Raw genomic sequence first — 16,477 nt, forward strand, 5'->3', positions numbered from 1 at the left:
CCCGACCGATGGCAGAACGTGACGTCCTGACGCCGGAACCACGGCGCACCGCACCGAGGGAGAATCCGTGAGCGCCACCAGTCGCACGAGCCAAGCCGATGTCATCGTCGTGGGAGCGGGCCTCGCCGGGCTCGTCGCGACGTACGAACTCACTCGCGCGGGCAAGCGAGTCGTGCTGGTCGACCAGGAGAACGAGGCGAACCTCGGGGGCCAGGCGTTCTGGTCGCTCGGCGGGCTCTTCCTCGTCGACAGCCCCGAGCAGCGCCGCATGGGCATCAAGGACTCCTACGAGCTGGCCCTCGCCGACTGGCTCGGCTCCGCCGGCTTCGACCGCGAGGACGAGGACCACTGGCCTCGCAAGTGGGCCGAGGCGTATGTGCGGTTCGCCGCCGGGGAGAAGCGGGACTACCTCCTCGGGCTCGGCCTGAAGGTGACCCCGAACGTGGGGTGGGCCGAGCGCGGCTCCGGGACCGCGACCGGGCACGGGAACTCCGTGCCGCGCTTCCACATCACGTGGGGGACGGGCCCCGAGGTCGTGCGCGTCTTCCGCGAGCCCGTCGTCGAGGCCGCCGAGCGCGGGCTCGTCGACTTCAAGTACCGGCACCAGGTCGACGAGTTGATCGTCGAGGACGGCGCCGCCGTCGGCGTGCGCGGCTCGCTGCTCGAACCCTCCGACGCGGCGCGCGGCGTCGCCTCCTCCCGCGAAACGGTCGGCGACTTCGAACTGCGCGCCAAGGCCGTGATCGTGACCTCGGGCGGCATCGGCGGGAACCACGAACTGGTCAAGAAGAACTGGCCTGTTGAGCGGATGGGCGGCCCCGCCCCCGAGTCGATGGTCACCGGCGTCCCCGCGTACGTCGACGGGCGCATGCTGGAGATCGCCGAGGGCGCGGGCGCCTCCCTCGTGAACCGCGACCGCATGTGGCACTACACCGAGGGCCTCAAGAACTGGGACCCGGTCTGGCCGGGCCACGGCATCCGGATCATCCCGGGCCCGTCCTCGCTGTGGCTGGACGCGGAGGGCAGGCGGCTGCCCGCACCGCTCTTCCCCGGCCACGACACCCTCGCCACGCTCAAGCACATCACCGGGACGGGCCACGACCACACCTGGTTCATCCTGACCCGCGCCATCGTGGAGAAGGAGTTCGCGCTCTCCGGGTCCGAGCAGAACCCCGACATCACCGGCAAGGACCTCAAGCTGGTCCTGCAGCGCGTGAAGAAGGGCGCACCGGGACCGATCCAGGCGTTCCTCGACAAGGGCGCGGACTTCGTCCTCCAGCGGAACCTGAAGGACCTCGTCGCCGGGATGAACGAGCTGACGCCCGACACCCCCGTCTCCTACGAGCAGGTGGAGCGCGAGATCGTCGCCCGCGACCGCGAGGTCGCCAACGGGTACTCCAAGGACCTCCAGCTGATGGCGATCCGCAACGCCCGCTCGTACCTCTTCGACCGCCTCACCCGCGTCGCCAAGCCGCACCGCCTCCTCGACCCGGCGCAGGGCCCGCTGATCGCCGTACGCCTGCACGTCCTCACCCGCAAGACGCTCGGCGGTCTGGAGACGAACCTCGACTCGCAGGTCGTGCGGCCCGACAAGTCCGTCTTCGAAGGGCTCTACGCGGCCGGGGAGGTCGCCGGATTCGGCGGCGGCGGCGTGCACGGGTACAACGCGCTGGAGGGGACCTTCCTCGGCGGCTGCATCTTCTCCGGACGCGCCGCCGGGCGCGCGCTCGCCCGGAGCCTCGCATGAGTACGCGGGGCACGGCCCTGGTGACAGGGGCCTCCTCGGGCATCGGGGCGGCGGTCGCGGCGGCGCTGCTCAAGCGCGGCTACAAGGTGTACGGGACCAGCAGGGACCCCCGGAAGGTCGCCGCACCGGTGCCGGGCGTGGAGTATCTGCCGCTCGACCTCTCCGACGAGGAGAGCATCGAGACCCTCGCGCGGTCGGTCGGCGAGGTCGACGTGCTCGTCAACAACGCCGGGGAATCGCAGAGCGGCCCGTTCGAGGAGCTGCCGATGGACGCGGTGCGGCGGCTGTTCCAGCTCAACGTGTTCGGGGCGGTGCGGCTGTCGCAGCTGCTGCTGCCGGGGATGCGGGAGCGGCGGCGCGGCCGGGTGGTGATGGTCGGCTCGATGCTGGCCAGCTTCCCGCTCGCGTACCGGTCCTCCTACGTCGCCTCGAAGGCCGCCGTCAAGGGCTTCGCGAGCGCGGCGCGGCGCGAGTACGCCCCGTACGGCGTCGGGATCACGACGGTCGAGCCGGGCTCCATCGCCACCGGCATCAGCGAACGGCGCACCCAGTACGTGGCGCAGGACTCGCCCTTCCGGGCCGCCTACGACACGATGCTCGCCGCCCTCAACTCCAATGAGGCGCACGGGATCTCGGCCGAGAAGGTCGCCGCGAAGATCGTCACCGCGATCGAGGCGGGACGGCCGAGGCCGCTGTACGCGGTGGGCAGCAACGCGCCCCTCGTGTTCGCGCTGCGCCGGGCGCTGCCCCGCGCGGCGGCCGAACGGATGGTGGCCAGGAGGCACGGGCTCAAGTAGGGGCAGGGGATTCCGGCGGCCGGGGCCCCTGTACACGGCCGCCGAAACCACTCGCACAGATATGCGTGAGAGCTATACCGGGACGGGGCACTCGGGCGTACATTCGCTTCACCGTCGGCGCACGCACGGTCGCGCGGATGAATTGCGTCGGTGCTCTTCATCCCACGCCCGGGCCTGTCGAAGGCGGCGTGCAGGCGCAGCACAGCGGGAGCACCTGCGAAGGCCGGCCCGGCCGCTCCCCTCGGAAAGCACCATTCCGGTCGGGCCGAGCCGCTCCCCGGCGGATTGTCCGCGGGGCCAGGCACACTGGGGCCATGACTGAGAGCAACGGGGGCACGCCGCCCGCCACCGAGTCCATGCCCGACTGGGAGAAGCGGTTCCGGGCGCCGCGCGTCTCGCTGCCCGACTGGGCGGAGGACGCGCCGGACCGCTCCCTGTTCGTGTCGAACGCGACGGGGACGTACGAGCTGTACGCCTGGGACCGGGCCACGGGCGAGCAGCGCCGCGCGACGGACCGGGCGAACGGGACGACGGACGGCGTGCTCACGCCCGACGGCGCGTGGATCTGGTGGTTCAACGACACGGACGGGGACGAGTTCGGGACCTGGCTGCGCCAGCCCTTCGGGGGCGGCGAGGACGTCGAGGCGGTCCCCGGCCTCGCACCGTCCTACCCGGCGGGCCTCGCCCTCGGCCGCGACGGGCACACGGCCGTGATCGGCTGCTCCACGGACGAGGACGGCACGACGATCCACGTCGTACGCCCGGGGTCCGACTCCCCGGCCGAGATCTACCGGCACCGCGAGTCCGCGGGCGTCGGCGACCTGTCGCACGACGGGACGCTGATCGCGATCGAGCACACCGAGCACGGCGACGCGATGCACGGGGCGCTGCGCGTCCTCCGGCTCGACGGCTCGACGGTCGCGGAGCTCGACGACTCCAAGGGCGGCACCGAGGAGCTCGGCCTCGAAGTGCTCGGCTTCGCGCCCGTGGCCGGCGACACCCGGCTGCTCGTCGGGCACCAGCGGCGCGGCCGCTGGGAGCCGATGGTCTGGGACGTCGCGACCGGCGAGGAGAGGGACCTGGCGCTCGACCTGCCGGGCGACGTGTCGGCGGAGTGGTACCCGGACGGCTCGGCGCTGCTCGTCGTGCACGAATTCGAGGCCCGCGGCGAGCTGTGGCGCTACGAGTTCGCGACGGGCGCCCTGACGAAGGTCGACACCCCCGTCGGCTCGGTCTCGGGCGCCTCCGCGCGGCCCGACGGCAGCGTCGAATACCTGTGGTCGTCGGCCGCCGAGCCGTCGGTCGTCCGCTCCACCACGGGCGCGGTGATCCTCGACCCGCCCGGCATGAAGGCCCCGGCCTCCGTGCCCGTCGAGGACGTGTGGGTGGAGGGCCCCGGCGGCCGCATCCACGCCCTCGTACAGAAGCCGGCGGGCGCGAGCGGTCCGCTGCCCACCGTGTTCGAGATCCACGGCGGGCCGACCTGGCACGACTCCGACGCCTTCGCGGCGGGCCCGGCGGCCTGGGTCGACCACGGGTACGCGGTGGTGCGGGTCAACTACCGGGGCTCGACCGGATACGGCCGTGAGTGGACGGACGCGCTCAAGCACCGCGTCGGCCTGATCGAGCTGGAGGACATCGCTGCGGTGCGCGAGTGGGCCGTCTCCTCCGGGCTCGCCGACCCCGATCGGCTCGTCCTCGCGGGCGGCTCCTGGGGCGGCTATCTGACGCTGCTCGGCGTCGGCACGCAGCCCGGCGCGTGGGCCGTGGGTCTCGCCGCGGTGCCGGTCGCCGACTACGTCACGGCGTACGAGGACGAGATGGAGGCCCTCAAGGCCCTCGACCGCACGCTGTTCGGCGGTTCGCCGGAAGAGGTCCCCGAGCGGTACCGCGTCTCGTCCCCGATCACGTACGTCGACGACGTGAAGGCGCCGGTCTACATCTCGGCGGGGGTCAACGACCCGCGGTGCCCGCTCCAGCAGATCCTCAACTACGTGGACCGGCTCGCGGCCCGCGACGCGACCCACGAGGTGTACCGGTACGAAGCGGGGCACGGCTCGCTCGTCGTCGAGGAGCGCATCAAGCAGGTCGCGCTCGAACTCGACTTCGCGAAGCGCCACTTGCCGAACTGACCGGCCCCGCCGGGCAAGGGAGGGGCCGGTGCGCGGGTCTTTATTTCGGACCCCGTACCGTGGGGGTGTGTACCGGTTCCTCCTGACCCCGCGCTGGTGGGGGATCAACATCTTCGTCCTGCTCGCGATCCCCGTGTGCATCTTCATGGGCTCGTGGCAGCTCAGTCGTTTCGAGGGCCGGGTGCAGGACCACCAGTCCGCGGCCGAGCAGTCGCGGGTCAACGAGAAGGCGGCGCCCCAGCCGCTCGACTCGCTGCTGCCCGTCGACCAGAAGACCTCCGGGAAGCGGGCCACGGCCACCGGCCACTACGGCAAGCAGCTCCTGGTGCCCCAGCGGGACCTCGGCGAGCGCAGCGGCTTCTACGTCGTGACGCTCCTCAAGGTCGAGGACACGGGGAAGGCGCTGCCGGTGGTGCGCGGCTGGGTGCCCGGCAAGGCGTCCGCCGCGAAGGCGCCCGCCGCGCCGAAGGGCGAGGTCTCGGTCGTCGGGGCGCTCCAGGCCTCGGAGTCCCCGACCTCCAGCGGGGTGACCACCGCGGGTGGCCTTCCCGCCGGGCAGGTCGGCGTGATCAGCGCGGCATCCCTGGTGAACCTGGTGCCGTACGACGTGTACGACGGGTGGGTCACGCTCGACAAGGCGGACTCCGGGATGACGGCGGTGCCGGCCTCCGCGCCCGAGGGCAGCGGGCTCGACCTCAAGGCGTTCCAGAACCTCGGGTACACGGGTGAGTGGTTCGTGTTCGCCGGGTTCGTGGTGTTCATGTGGTTCCGCCTGGTGCGCCGCGAGGCGGAGGCCCTCCGGGATGCGGAACTGGGTATCGCTGAACCGGCGTGAACGCCTCGGGGCTCCGCCCCGGACCCCGCGCCTCAATCGCCGGCGGGGCTTGATGTGTCGGCACTGACCGATGCCGTCTCGCCTTGGGCAATCTGCCGCCTCATGGGGTCTCCCCTGCTCGGAGCTTGTCGGAGAGCTTGGGGAAGGCAGGGTGGGCAAGGCGGCCCCCGGTGCCGCGCAACGATTATGAGGCTGGCAGCAGACCTGTTCGGTAGACCGTGCCCTCGCACGCGTTCGAGATGGTCGTGGCGGCCACAGGGGCGCCCGGTTCCGCCGTGTGGGACACCGCCACGCTGCCCTCCGCACCACCGTCGGAACCCAGCTGCGTCGCCGTCTGCGGCTCCGTGCCGGTCGTGGCGTCCCCGCCGTTCGACGCGTCATCGGTCGGCGTCGGCGAGGGGGACGGATCACCGCCCCCCGTACCCCCGTCGCTCCCGCCCGTCGCGGAGCAGGACGCGGAGGGCACCCACGCGAACCGCACCTCGTACGCCTTGCCCGGTTCGAGGATCACCTGGCTCGGCTCGATGGACGGGTCGGGCAGCCCGGACCCGTCGCCCGAGGTGTGGTCGACGACGCTGACCTTGGCCGGGTCGGCCGCGCCCTGCGCGACGGTGACCACGGACCCGGCGCTGTCCACCGTGCAGTTGGACGCCGAGACGTTCGAGACGCGGAACGAGCCGTAGACCTTGCCGGCCGCGTCGGGCGCGCCGACGGTGGCCTGCGGCCTGCCCAGCTCGCTCGCCTCGCAGGAGGGTGAGGTGGCGGCCGCCGTGGAGGCGGGGTCGGTGCCCGCGGTGGCGCCGCCCGTGGCCTTGCGGCCGTCGCCCTTCTTGTCCTTCTTGGCGCCCTTGTCCTTGCCCTTGGCGTGCGAGGGCTTGCCCTTCTCGCTCTGGCCCGCGCCGCCGGACGCCGTGCCCGAGGTCGCGCCGCCGCGCGTGGCGTCGCTGCTGTTGCCCGCGATGGACGGCCGGTCGCCGCCGGAGTCGGGGTTCGTCACGTGCAGCACCGCGGGCACCGCCATCGCCGCGAACACACCCACGGCGATCGCGCCCACGGCGGCCTGCCGCTTGCGCGCGCGGCGGGCGGGCACGGCACGGTGCAGCTCGTCGAGCGCCTGCTCCGACGGTTCGAGGTCCGCGACGGCCTGCCGCATCATCCGGCGGACCGCGACTTCGTCGTCACCGAATCCTTCGGTGTCGGCGGAGTCCGGGGAGTGCCGGTCTGCCTCACTCACTTCGTCGGCCGCCCGGCCCGGGCCGCCGTCGAGATGGTGGTTCATGCTGGCTCCTCCATGGCGACGCGCAGCGCCGCGATACCCCTCGATCCGTACGCCTTGACCGAGCCGAGCGATATGCCGAGCGCCTCGGCCACCTGCGCCTCCGTCATGTCCGCGAAGTATCGCAGGACGAGGACCTCGCGCTGGCGTCGCTGCAGCCCGCGCAGCGCCTTCTTCAGGGCGTCCCGCTCCAGGAGGTCGTACGCGCCCTCCTCCGCGCTCGCCATGTCCGGCATCGGCTTGGTGAGCAGCTTCAGGCCGAGGATGCGGCGGCGCAGCGTGGACCGCGACAGGTTGACGACGGTCTGGCGCAGATACGCCAGCGTCTTCTGCGGGTCGCGGACGCGCTTGCGCGCCGAGTGCACGCGGATGAACGCCTCCTGCACGACGTCCTCGCAGGAGGCGGTGTCGTCGAGAAGCAGCGCCGCGAGCCCCAGCAGGGAGCGGTAGTGGGCGCGATAGGTCTCGGTGAGATGGTCGACGGAGGTACCGGCCTGCGTCATCGACTCTTCAGCACCCTGTGCCGGAATGCGCGCCGGCCGCGCCGCTGGCATGGGGGCGATCACCGGCATGCCGCCGGCTGCCCGGCCACGCCGGGTACCAAGGGGTGCGAGGGGCGGACGAAGGGCCGCGCCCGTCGCCCGTACCGCTGTGAAGTCCAGTACTTCTGCCACGCCTGTTGGACAAGCTTCCCCCCGTCAGGGTTGTACGCGTCAGGCGCCCCATTTGCGACGGGCCTCGTCATCCCCACCGATGACGCCGCCTCGATTGCCGACATGCGCACCACACTCTTCCCTTATGCCCCGTATGCCCGATGCCGGTCGACGCCTCAGTGGGGCGACCGCAAAGACGCTCCCCGCCCTGCACGCGGTTGCAGGACGGGGAGGGAAAACGCCTTACACAAAACTCACACAGAATCTTATGGCCGGACGCACGAATAGGAAGAGGATGCCCGCATCGCGGGCGGCGAAAGAGCCGCAGCTCACATCGCGGTGAGCTCGGCCGCCACCAGCTCGGCGATCTGCGCGGTGTTCAAAGCCGCACCTTTGCGCAGATTGTCCCCGCACACGAAGAGTTCGAGCCCGGCCGGATCGTCGAGCGAACGCCGCACGCGGCCCACCCACGTCGGATCGGTGCCCACCGCGTCGGCCGGCGTGGGGAACTCACCGGCGGCCGGATTGTCGAAGAGCACGACACCCGGCGCGGTCGCGATGATCTCGCGCGCCCGGTCGACGGTGACCTCGCTCTGGAAGCGGGCGTGCACGGTGAGGGAGTGCGTGGTGACGACGGGCACCTGCACACAGGTGACCGCGACCTTCAGGTCCGGCAGGCCGAGGATCTTGCGGGACTCGTCCCGCACCTTCATCTCCTCCGAGGACCAGCCGTCCTCGCACAGCGTGCCCGACCAGGGCACGACATTGAGCGCCACCGGCTCGGGGAAGGGACCCGTCCGGTCGCCGACGGCACGGCGCAGGTCACCGGGGGTGGTGCCGAGTTCGGAGCCGGACACGAGGGAGAGCTGCGCGCGCAGCGTCTCGACCCCGGCGCGGCCCGCCCCGCTCACCGCCTGATAGCTGGACGCGACCAGCTCGCGCAGGCCGAACTCGGCGTGCAGCGCCCCGATCGCCACGATCATCGAAAGGGTCGTGCAGTTGGGGTTCGCGATGATGCCGCGCGGCCGCACGCGCGCGGCGTGCGGATTCACCTCGGGCACGACGAGCGGTACGTCCGGGTCCATCCGGAAGGCGGGCGAGTTGTCCACCACGACGACGCCCTTGGAGGCGGCGATGGGCGCCCACCGCGCGGCCACGGCGTCGGGCACGTCGAACATCGCGACGTCGACCCCGTCGAAGACGGACTCCGTCAGCGCGACGACCTCGACCTCCTCGCCGCGCAGGGTGAGCTTGCGCCCCGCCGAGCGCTCGGAGGCCACGAGCCGGATCTCGCCCCAGATGTCCGCATGCTGCGAAAGGATCTGCAGCAGAACGGCGCCGACGCTCCCGGTCGCTCCCACGACCGCGAGCGTCGGACGCCGCACGGATGCCTCGGCCATCAGCGGCCGGTGCCTCCGTAGACCACGGCCTCGTCGGAGTCCGAGTCGAGCCCGAAGGCGGAGTGCACGGCGCGCACGGCCTCGTTCACGTCGTCCTCGCGCGTGACGACCGAGATCCGGATCTCGGAGGTCGAGATCAGCTCGATGTTCACGCCCGCGTCGGTGAGTGCCTCGAAGAAGCCGGCCGTGACGCCCGGGTTCGTCTTCATGCCGGCGCCGACGAGGGAGATCTTGGCGATCTGGTCGTCGTAGCGCAGCGAGTCGAAGCCGACGCTCGCCTTCTGCTTCTCCAGGGCGTCGATGGCCTTGCGGCCCTCGGTCTTGGGGAGCGTGAAGGAGATGTCGGTCAGACCCGTGGAGGCGGCCGACACGTTCTGCACGATCATGTCGAGGTTGATCTGGGCGTCCGCGACGGCCCGGAAGATCTTCGCGGCCTCGCCCGGCTTGTCCGGTACCCCGACGACGGTGATCTTCGCCTCGGAGGTGTCGTGCGCGACACCGGAGATGATGGCCTGCTCCACGCCCTTTTCCCCTTGCTGGTTCTTCTCGATCGGCTCGTTGCTGACCCACGTGCCCTTCAGCCCACTGAAGCTGGAGCGGACGTGGATCGGGATGTTGTACCGACGGGCGTACTCCACGCAGCGGTGGAGCAGCACCTTCGACCCGGAGCTCGCGAGCTCCAGCATGTCCTCGAAGGAGATCCAGTCGATCTTCCGCGCCTTCTTCACGACGCGCGGGTCGGCGGTGAACACGCCGTCGACGTCCGTGTAGATCTCGCAGACCTCGGCGTCGAGCGCCGCGGCGAGGGCGACAGCGGTGGTGTCGGACCCACCACGACCCAGGGTCGTGATGTTCTTGCCCTCCTGGCTGACGCCCTGGAACCCGGCGACGATGGCGATGTTGCCCTCGTCGATCGAGGTCCGGATGCGGCCCGGCGTGACGTCGATGATCCGTGCTTTGTTGTGGACCGAGTCGGTGATGACACCGGCCTGACTGCCCGTGAACGACTGGGCCTCGTGACCCAGGTTTTTGATCGCCATCGCCAGCAAGGCCATGGAGATCCGCTCTCCGGCGGTCAGCAGCATGTCGAATTCGCGCCCGGCAGGGATCGGAGATACCTGTCCGGCGAGATCGATCAACTCATCCGTCGTGTCGCCCATCGCGGACACCACAACGACAACCTTGTTGCCGTTCTTCTTGGCGTCGACGATCCTCTTGGCGACCCGCTTGATGCCCTCGGCATCTGCAACGGAGGAGCCTCCGTACTTCTGCACGACAAGGCCCACGTGCGCTCCTCGCTCAGTCCGTCTGTCACCGCATGTACGTATGCGCACTGCGGTCGGCTCAGTCTAACGAGCGGCCGAAATCCGCCCCGGCCGTATCACTCCGTGAGATGTCCCGCCCACGACTTGATCACCAGGTTTCCGTTTGCCGATCTCCGGCCGCTCCGGACAGTCGCATGCCCGGCCCCTGCCGGGGTAACCGGGAACGTGGGGCGGGTCACATCGTTGTTGCGGTCGGCCGGGGTCGGCGTGCGCAGTTCCCCGCGCCCCTGAAGGGGCGCTGGTCACTGCGCCGTAGCCCTCTTACTTCACCGGGCGGAGGCCCAAGGGGCCGGCGATCTCCTCCGCCATGACCTGGCCCGCTTCCTCCTCCAGCGTGTCCTCGGCCGTCGCGAGGTCCTCGTCCGTGTCCAGGCCGTCGAGGTCCTCGAGCGGCTGGTTGAGGCGGACGTGGGCCACCAGGGACTGAAGGGCGCGGAGCGTCGCCGAGGCCGTCGAGCCCCAGTTGGAGAAGTACGAGAACTGCCACCACCACAGCGCCTCGGTGATCCGGCCCGCCCGGTAGTGCGCCATGCCGTGCCGCAGATCGGAGACGACGTCCGCCAGGTCGTCCGAGATCCGCGCGGCGACCGGCGCCTTGCGCGGCTCGTACGGGTCGAAGACCTCGGAGTACACGTCGACCGGGTCGAGCATCACGGCGAGCCGCTCGCGCAGGTCGTCCATGTCCGGCTCGGCGCCCAGGTCCGGCTCGTAGCGCTCGTCCGGGAGGATGTCCTCGTGCGCGCCCAACCGGCCGCCCGCGAGCAGCAGTTGAGAGACCTCGAGCAGCAGGAACGGCACCGCCGAGTCCGGCTCGTCGCCCTTGGCGATCTCGGTCACGGCCACGATGAACGACTCGATCTGATCCGAGATCTGAACGGCGAAGTCGTCGGGGTCCTGGGTCGTGGAGTGCAGCGTGACCGCGTCGGGCGTCGACGGCTGCTGGGCCGCCGGCGCCTTCACCGGCGACTTCTGTGGCGTCTTAGACATCTAGGAGTCTTCTCCCCTCGAAGGCGCGGCCGAGGGTCACCTCGTCCGCGTACTCCAGGTCGCCCCCGACGGGGAGGCCGCTGGCCAGGCGGGTGACCTTCAGGCCCATGGGCTTGATCATGCGGGCGAGGTACGTCGCTGTGGCCTCGCCCTCGAGGTTCGGGTCGGTGGCGAGGATGAGCTCGGTGACCGTGCCGTCCGCGAGGCGGGCGAGCAGCTCCCGTATCCGCAGATCGTCAGGGCCGACGCCCTCGATCGGGCTGATCGCGCCGCCGAGCACGTGGTACCGCCCGCGGAACTCACGGGTGCGCTCGATCGCCACGACGTCCTTGGGCTCCTCCACGACACAGATCACGGAACCGTCCCGCCGCTGGTCGCGGCAGATGTTGCACAGCTCCTCCTGCGCGACGTTTCCGCACGTCGCGCAGAAGCGGACCTTCGCCTTGACCTCCATCAGGGCCTGCGCGAGCCGCCGTACGTCCGTGGGCTCCGCCTGCAGGATGTGGAAGGCGATCCGCTGCGCGCTCTTGGGACCGACGCCGGGCAGCCTGCCCAACTCGTCGATGAGGTCCTGGACCACGCCCTCGTACACGGATTGCCTTCCTGCTGCTTACGGTTGTCGCTTGGTACGTACGGTAGTTGGCGGCGGGGTCAGAAGGGGAGACCCGGAATGCCGCCACCGCCGCCGAGTCCCTGGGCGAGCGGGCCGAGCTTCTGCTGCTGGAGGTTCTGCGCGTTCTCGTTCGCCGCCTGGACCGCCGCGACCACCAGGTCGGCGAGGGTCTCGGTGTCCTCCGGGTCGACCGCCTTCGGGTCGATCACGAGATTGCGCAGCTCACCGCCACCCGTCACCGTCGCCTTGACGAGACCGCCGCCCGCCTGGCCCTCGACCTCGGTCTGCGCCAGCTCCTCCTGAGCCTGCGCGAGGTCCTGCTGCATCTTCTGGGCCTGCTGGAGCAGCTGCTGCATATTGGGCTGGCCACCACCGGGGATCACGATCAGCTCCTGTTCCGGTCCGCTTCCGGTCCGTGCACGTCGTCGGGGCGGGGCGTATGTCTGCGGTTGTCCGCCGGTGCCCCTGGATCCGAGCCTACGTGGTCGGGGGGCCGCCCGCCCCGGTGACCTGAAGCCTTCCGGGGCATGCGGGGCCGCATTTCCGCTCTGCACTCTTTCGAGTGAGATGGGTTGCTTTCTATACCTGATGCGGGACCACTTCCGGGCGGAGATCCGGTGAAAACTGGGGTTCGGCCACCCATTGGGCGGTAGGAAGATGCTGCACATCAGGCCCCGACGACCCGTGCGGGGCCTGGCCCAGCCGTGATCTGTCGAGGGAGTTCCGGGTGAGTCAGCCGGAGATGCAGCCCGAAGGCGCACCCCAGGAGGGGGCGGGCGCGGGCGAGGACGGCGACCGGGGCGGCCACGGCAAGCAGGTGCCCCGGCAGGGCGATCTCACCGGCCGCGCGCTCCCGCTCGGCGACTGGGGCGAACCGGCCGAGCGGCTCGACGAGCTGTACCGCTGGGTCGAGAAGGGCGCCCTGAACACGGCGGACTGGTACCTCTCCGACCGGGTCTGGAAGCGGCGCGGCGCGCGGGCGCTGCGCACCGGCACGGTCCTCGGCGCGGTCTGCGGCGGGGTGCTGCCGCTGCTCGACCTGACGGGTGTCCTCGGCGGCGCGGCCCCCTGGGGCTATCTGTCGCTGCTGCTCGCGGTGGCGTGCGTCGGGTGCGACCGCTACTTCGGGCTGACGTCCGGCTGGATACGGGACGTGGCCACGGCGCAGGCCGTGCAGCGGCGGTTGCAGGTCCTGCAGTTCGACTGGGCCTCGGAGAACGTACGGGAGGTCCTCGGGCCCACCGAGGGGACGGCCAGCGAGGCGGCCGAGCGGTGCCTCGGAGTGCTGCGGCGGTTCTCGGACGACGTGACGGAGCTGGTGCGGGCCGAGACGGCGGACTGGATGGTCGAGTTCAAGTCCGGCCCCGCGCCGCTGACGATGCAGGCGTCCGTCCCGGCGGCCCGCCCGGCGGACCAGCCGAGCAGCCGCTTTCCGCTGCCGCCGGGGACCAGGCCGAACATGCCGCGGCAGCGACCGCCGGAGCCGCGGTAGGCGGGGCCGGGCCCCACCGCCCGTTGCGCGGCACCGGGGTGCCGGTAAATAAAGCCCCGCCGGCGTTTGAGGCGCGGGGTCCGGGGCGGAGCCCCGGGACCGGGGGACGGTCGGCCGCAACAGGTCCGGTCAGCTGAAGATGAGCATGGAGCTCTGGGCCAGGCTCCGGGTGGCCGCCTGGTGCAGGCCGAGCCACACGTGCCGCTCCCGGGCGAACGGATTGTCGTCCAGCGGCACCGCCGCGGCCGGTTCCTCCAGCGACGTCGGCGCGACAGGCGGAGCCGGCGGCTGCGGCGGATTGGCCGGATCGATACCGATCGCCGGTGCCACGAACTCCAGCTCCCGCAACAGCGCGTGCGACGAGCCCAACGGGCCGCCCCCCGCGAGGAGTTCGTCGTTGGACAACGGCTCGGGGAAATCCACGGGCACGTACGCGCCCGCGTGGTCGTAATGCCACACCAGGTGGGAACTCTGGGCCGTCGACTCGAACATCTCCAGCAACTGCTCGTAGTCACCGCCCAGTTCGTCGACCGGGGTCACGGCGAGGCCGCAGATCTGCAGGAGGTACGCGCGGCGCAGGAAGTGCAGCGCGTCGTAGTCGAAGCCCGCGATCGGGGCCACGTCCCCGGACAGGCCCGGCATGTACGCGTGCACCGGCACCGGTGGCAGTCCTGCCTCGTTCAACGCTTTGTCGTAGAGCGCGAGTTCCTCGGCGAACGGATTGTCGGGGCTGTGGCACAGCACGTCGACCAGGGGGACGAGCCACAGGTCACAGGCCAAGGGGGCTCCTCAGTGCTCCGGAGTGCTCCGGCGCGGTGGACGGTATCGGCGTCGTCATCAGGGTAGTGGGACGCGGGGCAGGGTTGACCTGTCTTGCGCGTACCCGTTCTCCCCGAAGTACCCGCTCACGCGCCTGTCAGAGCCTCGATCAAGGACAGCGAGTCGTCGTTGTACGAGTCGATGAGCGCCTGCGCGGCATCGGGGTCGCGGTTCACGAGCGCGTCGACCAGTTCGCAGTGGCCCGCCCACAGCCGGCCCCGCAGGTCGCCCGCGGCGCGCAGGTGCGGGACCGCGCACATCCACGACTGGACGCGCAGGCGGTGGAAGAAGTCGGAGAGGTACGGGTTGCCGAAGAGGGCGGAGAGCTCTCGCCAGAAACGCAGGTCGTAGCCGATGAGGACGTTCAGGTCGCCGCCCCGGGCGGCGCGGGCCGCCTCCTCGCCGCGGCGGCGCACGCCGGACAGGTCGTCCGCGGTCTGCGGGGCGCGGGACGGGTCGGCGGAGAGGCCGCGGAAGATGCCGTCCGCGACGAGGCTGCGGGCCTCGATCATCGCCCGGTAGTCCGGGAGCGAGTACTCGTGGACGCGGAAGCCGCGGTGCTGCGCGGAGTCGAGGAGTCCCTGGGCGGACAGGTCCACGAGGGCCTCGCGGACGGGGGTGGCCGACACCCCGTATCCCTCGGCGATCTCCTTGACGGTGAACTCCTGGCCGGGGCTGAGGCGTCCCGCCAGGATCTCGTCGCGCAGCGCGTCCGCGATCTGCTGGCGCAGGGTGGAACGGGTGACGGCGGGGCCGTCTGGAACGGGCACGGGTCGGGTCCCCCGGTTCGGCTGGCGTGGTCGGTCTGGTGGTCGGTCCGGTGTGGCTGGTCCGGTGTGGCTGGTCCGGTGTGGCTGGTCCGGTGTGGCTGGTCAGGTTACGCCTGCGGGGTGCGGGGCGGGGTGCGGCGGGGTCGGTGTCCCCGGGGATCGTGGCGCGGAGGCGGGGTTCTGGGGCTGGGCCGGGTCGGGGCCGGTTGTGACGGGTGCGCGGCAACGGGGTTGCGGGGCCTGGCCGGGGCCGGGGTCCGTCGTTATCGGTACGCCACGGGGCCCGACCGGGGTCGGGGTCCGCCGTTGCCGGTACGCCACGGGGCTGGCCGGGGCCGAGGCCCGCCGTTATCGGTACGCCACGGGGCCCGACCGGGGCCCAGGCCCGCCGTGACCGGTACGCCGTACCGGATTTCGGGGCTCTTCCGGGGGCGGCGCCTGCCGCGATGGATGCGCGGCGCCTCCCCGTCTCCGGCTGCGCCGGGCCCCGCCCATCTCCCACCCGCCCGCCCCCTCCGGGGGCTCCAGCCCCGACCGGGGCAGAACCTGCTGCGCCGCAACGGGGTTCTGGAACCGTGCCGGGTCGGCGCCCGCCGCTTTCCATCCACGGCTCCGGGGTTCCGTAGTGATGGTTACGCGGCACCGTGCCTCCGGAACGTTGCCGGGGCTACGCCTACCGGCAACGATTCGCAGCACCGGAGATCCGAGGCTTGCCCGCTCGGCGCCTGTGGTGCGGTTCGCGGCACCGTGCCTCCCCGGGCTGCGCCGACACCCGCTCACCTCCCACCCGCCCGCCCCGACCGGGGCAGGACCTATAACGCCGCAACGGGGTTCTGGAACCGTGCCGAGGCCAGCGCCGGCCGACATGGATACGCCGCACCGGGGCCACGGGGTTCGTCGAGACGCCCCTCGTGACCGTCGCTCGGCGCCGCGCCTCCCCTGCCGCACCGACCCGCTCGCCCACCCCGACTGGGGCAATACCTGTCGCGCCGCAACGAGAGGGCCCTGTGCAGGGTCGAGGGGCAGCAGAACTGGTCCTGCGGCGACGAGGAGTTGAGGGCACAGCCCTCACGGCTCAAACCCGGCACCGGTGGCAGGAACCGGGCCCGGGGGCGCCCGACCGAAGCCCCCGGAGGGGCGGGTAGGTGAGAGAAGGCCGCAGGAAGGGGGCCGTGCCCCCGGCGACCAGGGCGCAGCCCTCACGGCTCACCCCGGCACCGATGCCGGAAACCGGGCCCGGGGACGCCTAACCGAAGCCCCCGGAGGGGGCGGGCCGGTGAGAGAGGCGCGGGAACAGGGCCGAGCCCCCGGCGGCCAAGGAGCCACGGGTCCAAGGGGCCACGGGTCCAAGGGGCCACGGGTCCAGGGCCCAACCCTCGCGCTCCAAGCCCGGTACCGGTGGCAGACCCCAGGCGCGGGGCTCCCGACCGACCCCCCGGAGGGGCAGGCGGGTGGGAGAGGCCGCAGGAACGGGCCGAGCCCCGGGCGACCAAGAGTTCAGGGCGCAGCCCTCACGACCCAAGCCCGGAACCGGGCAGGACACAGGCCCGAGGACGCCCAACCGAAGCCCCCGGAGGGGGCGGGCGGGTGGGAAAGAGGCGGGGGAACGGGGCCGAGCCCCGGGGGACCCG

General features: G+C 71.7%; 14 protein-coding genes. 5 read left to right on the forward strand and 9 right to left on the reverse strand.

Annotated elements, in window-relative coordinates:
* Positions 1–67: 67 nt before the first annotated feature.
* The 4 genes from ACFV9W_RS21565 (at position 68) to ACFV9W_RS21580 (ending at position 5,511) form a co-directional block, all read left to right on the forward strand.
* Positions 68–1,747: an FAD-binding dehydrogenase gene (locus ACFV9W_RS21565; protein WP_385763219.1), complete on the forward strand. Its 1,680-nt coding sequence runs from the start codon at positions 68–70 to the stop codon at positions 1,745–1,747.
* On the forward strand, positions 1,744–2,544 hold the full coding sequence (locus ACFV9W_RS21570; protein WP_385763221.1) for an SDR family oxidoreductase: 801 nt from the start codon (positions 1,744–1,746) through the stop codon (positions 2,542–2,544). The genes ACFV9W_RS21565 and ACFV9W_RS21570 overlap by 4 nt, the downstream gene beginning before the upstream one ends.
* 314 nt (positions 2,545–2,858) lie before the next feature.
* Positions 2,859–4,676: a prolyl oligopeptidase family serine peptidase gene (locus ACFV9W_RS21575; protein ID WP_385763223.1), complete on the forward strand. Its 1,818-nt coding sequence runs from the start codon at positions 2,859–2,861 to the stop codon at positions 4,674–4,676.
* Positions 4,677–4,743: 67 nt separating this feature from the next.
* Positions 4,744–5,511 (forward strand): SURF1 family protein, encoded by a 768-nt coding sequence (locus ACFV9W_RS21580; RefSeq protein WP_385763225.1) that lies wholly within the window; start codon positions 4,744–4,746, stop codon positions 5,509–5,511.
* A 184-nt stretch (positions 5,512–5,695) separates the two neighbouring features.
* Here ACFV9W_RS21580 and ACFV9W_RS21585 read toward each other — a convergent pair whose 3' ends face one another.
* The 7 genes from ACFV9W_RS21585 to ACFV9W_RS21615 all read right to left on the reverse strand — a co-directional run bounded on the left by ACFV9W_RS21585 (position 5,696) and on the right by ACFV9W_RS21615 (position 12,148).
* On the reverse strand, positions 5,696–6,790 hold the full coding sequence (locus ACFV9W_RS21585) for a hypothetical protein (protein ID WP_385763227.1): 1,095 nt from the start codon (positions 6,788–6,790) through the stop codon (positions 5,696–5,698).
* Positions 6,787–7,461 carry a SigE family RNA polymerase sigma factor gene (locus ACFV9W_RS21590; RefSeq protein ID WP_385763229.1) on the reverse strand — a complete coding sequence of 225 codons (675 nt, stop codon included), beginning with the start codon at positions 7,459–7,461 and terminating at the stop codon, positions 6,787–6,789. The genes ACFV9W_RS21585 and ACFV9W_RS21590 overlap by 4 nt, the downstream gene beginning before the upstream one ends.
* A gap of 308 nt (positions 7,462–7,769) precedes the next feature.
* Positions 7,770–8,840 (reverse strand): aspartate-semialdehyde dehydrogenase, encoded by a 1,071-nt coding sequence (locus ACFV9W_RS21595; protein ID WP_385763231.1) that lies wholly within the window; start codon positions 8,838–8,840, stop codon positions 7,770–7,772.
* A complete protein-coding gene (locus ACFV9W_RS21600; protein WP_385763233.1) occupies positions 8,840–10,126 on the reverse strand; it encodes an aspartate kinase in 1,287 nt (428 codons plus the stop codon). The genes ACFV9W_RS21595 and ACFV9W_RS21600 overlap by 1 nt, the downstream gene beginning before the upstream one ends.
* A gap of 300 nt (positions 10,127–10,426) precedes the next feature.
* Positions 10,427–11,152, reverse strand: coding sequence for a DUF5063 domain-containing protein (locus ACFV9W_RS21605; RefSeq protein ID WP_385763235.1), 726 nt, complete (start codon positions 11,150–11,152; stop codon positions 10,427–10,429).
* Positions 11,145–11,744 (reverse strand): recombination mediator RecR, encoded by a 600-nt coding sequence (recR, locus tag ACFV9W_RS21610; protein WP_385763237.1) that lies wholly within the window; start codon positions 11,742–11,744, stop codon positions 11,145–11,147. The genes ACFV9W_RS21605 and recR overlap by 8 nt, the downstream gene beginning before the upstream one ends.
* Positions 11,745–11,803: 59 nt before the next feature.
* Entirely contained in the window at positions 11,804–12,148 is a 345-nt protein-coding gene (locus ACFV9W_RS21615; protein ID WP_385763239.1) for a YbaB/EbfC family nucleoid-associated protein, read from the reverse strand.
* Positions 12,149–12,492: 344 nt separating this feature from the next.
* Between ACFV9W_RS21615 and ACFV9W_RS21620 the strand changes: the two genes are divergently transcribed.
* A complete protein-coding gene (locus tag ACFV9W_RS21620) occupies positions 12,493–13,257 on the forward strand; it encodes an SLATT domain-containing protein (protein WP_385763241.1) in 765 nt (254 codons plus the stop codon).
* Positions 13,258–13,386: 129 nt separating this feature from the next.
* Here the strand turns inward: ACFV9W_RS21620 and ACFV9W_RS21625 are convergent, their stop codons facing one another.
* Positions 13,387–14,037 (reverse strand): hypothetical protein, encoded by a 651-nt coding sequence (locus ACFV9W_RS21625; protein WP_385763243.1) that lies wholly within the window; start codon positions 14,035–14,037, stop codon positions 13,387–13,389.
* A 125-nt stretch (positions 14,038–14,162) separates the two neighbouring features.
* Positions 14,163–14,846: a GntR family transcriptional regulator gene (locus ACFV9W_RS21630; protein ID WP_385763245.1), complete on the reverse strand. Its 684-nt coding sequence runs from the start codon at positions 14,844–14,846 to the stop codon at positions 14,163–14,165.
* Positions 14,847–16,477 lie beyond the last annotated feature (1,631 nt).

The organism is Streptomyces sp. NPDC059897 (assembly GCF_042730865.1).
Classification (GTDB): domain Bacteria; phylum Actinomycetota; class Actinomycetes; order Streptomycetales; family Streptomycetaceae; genus Streptomyces.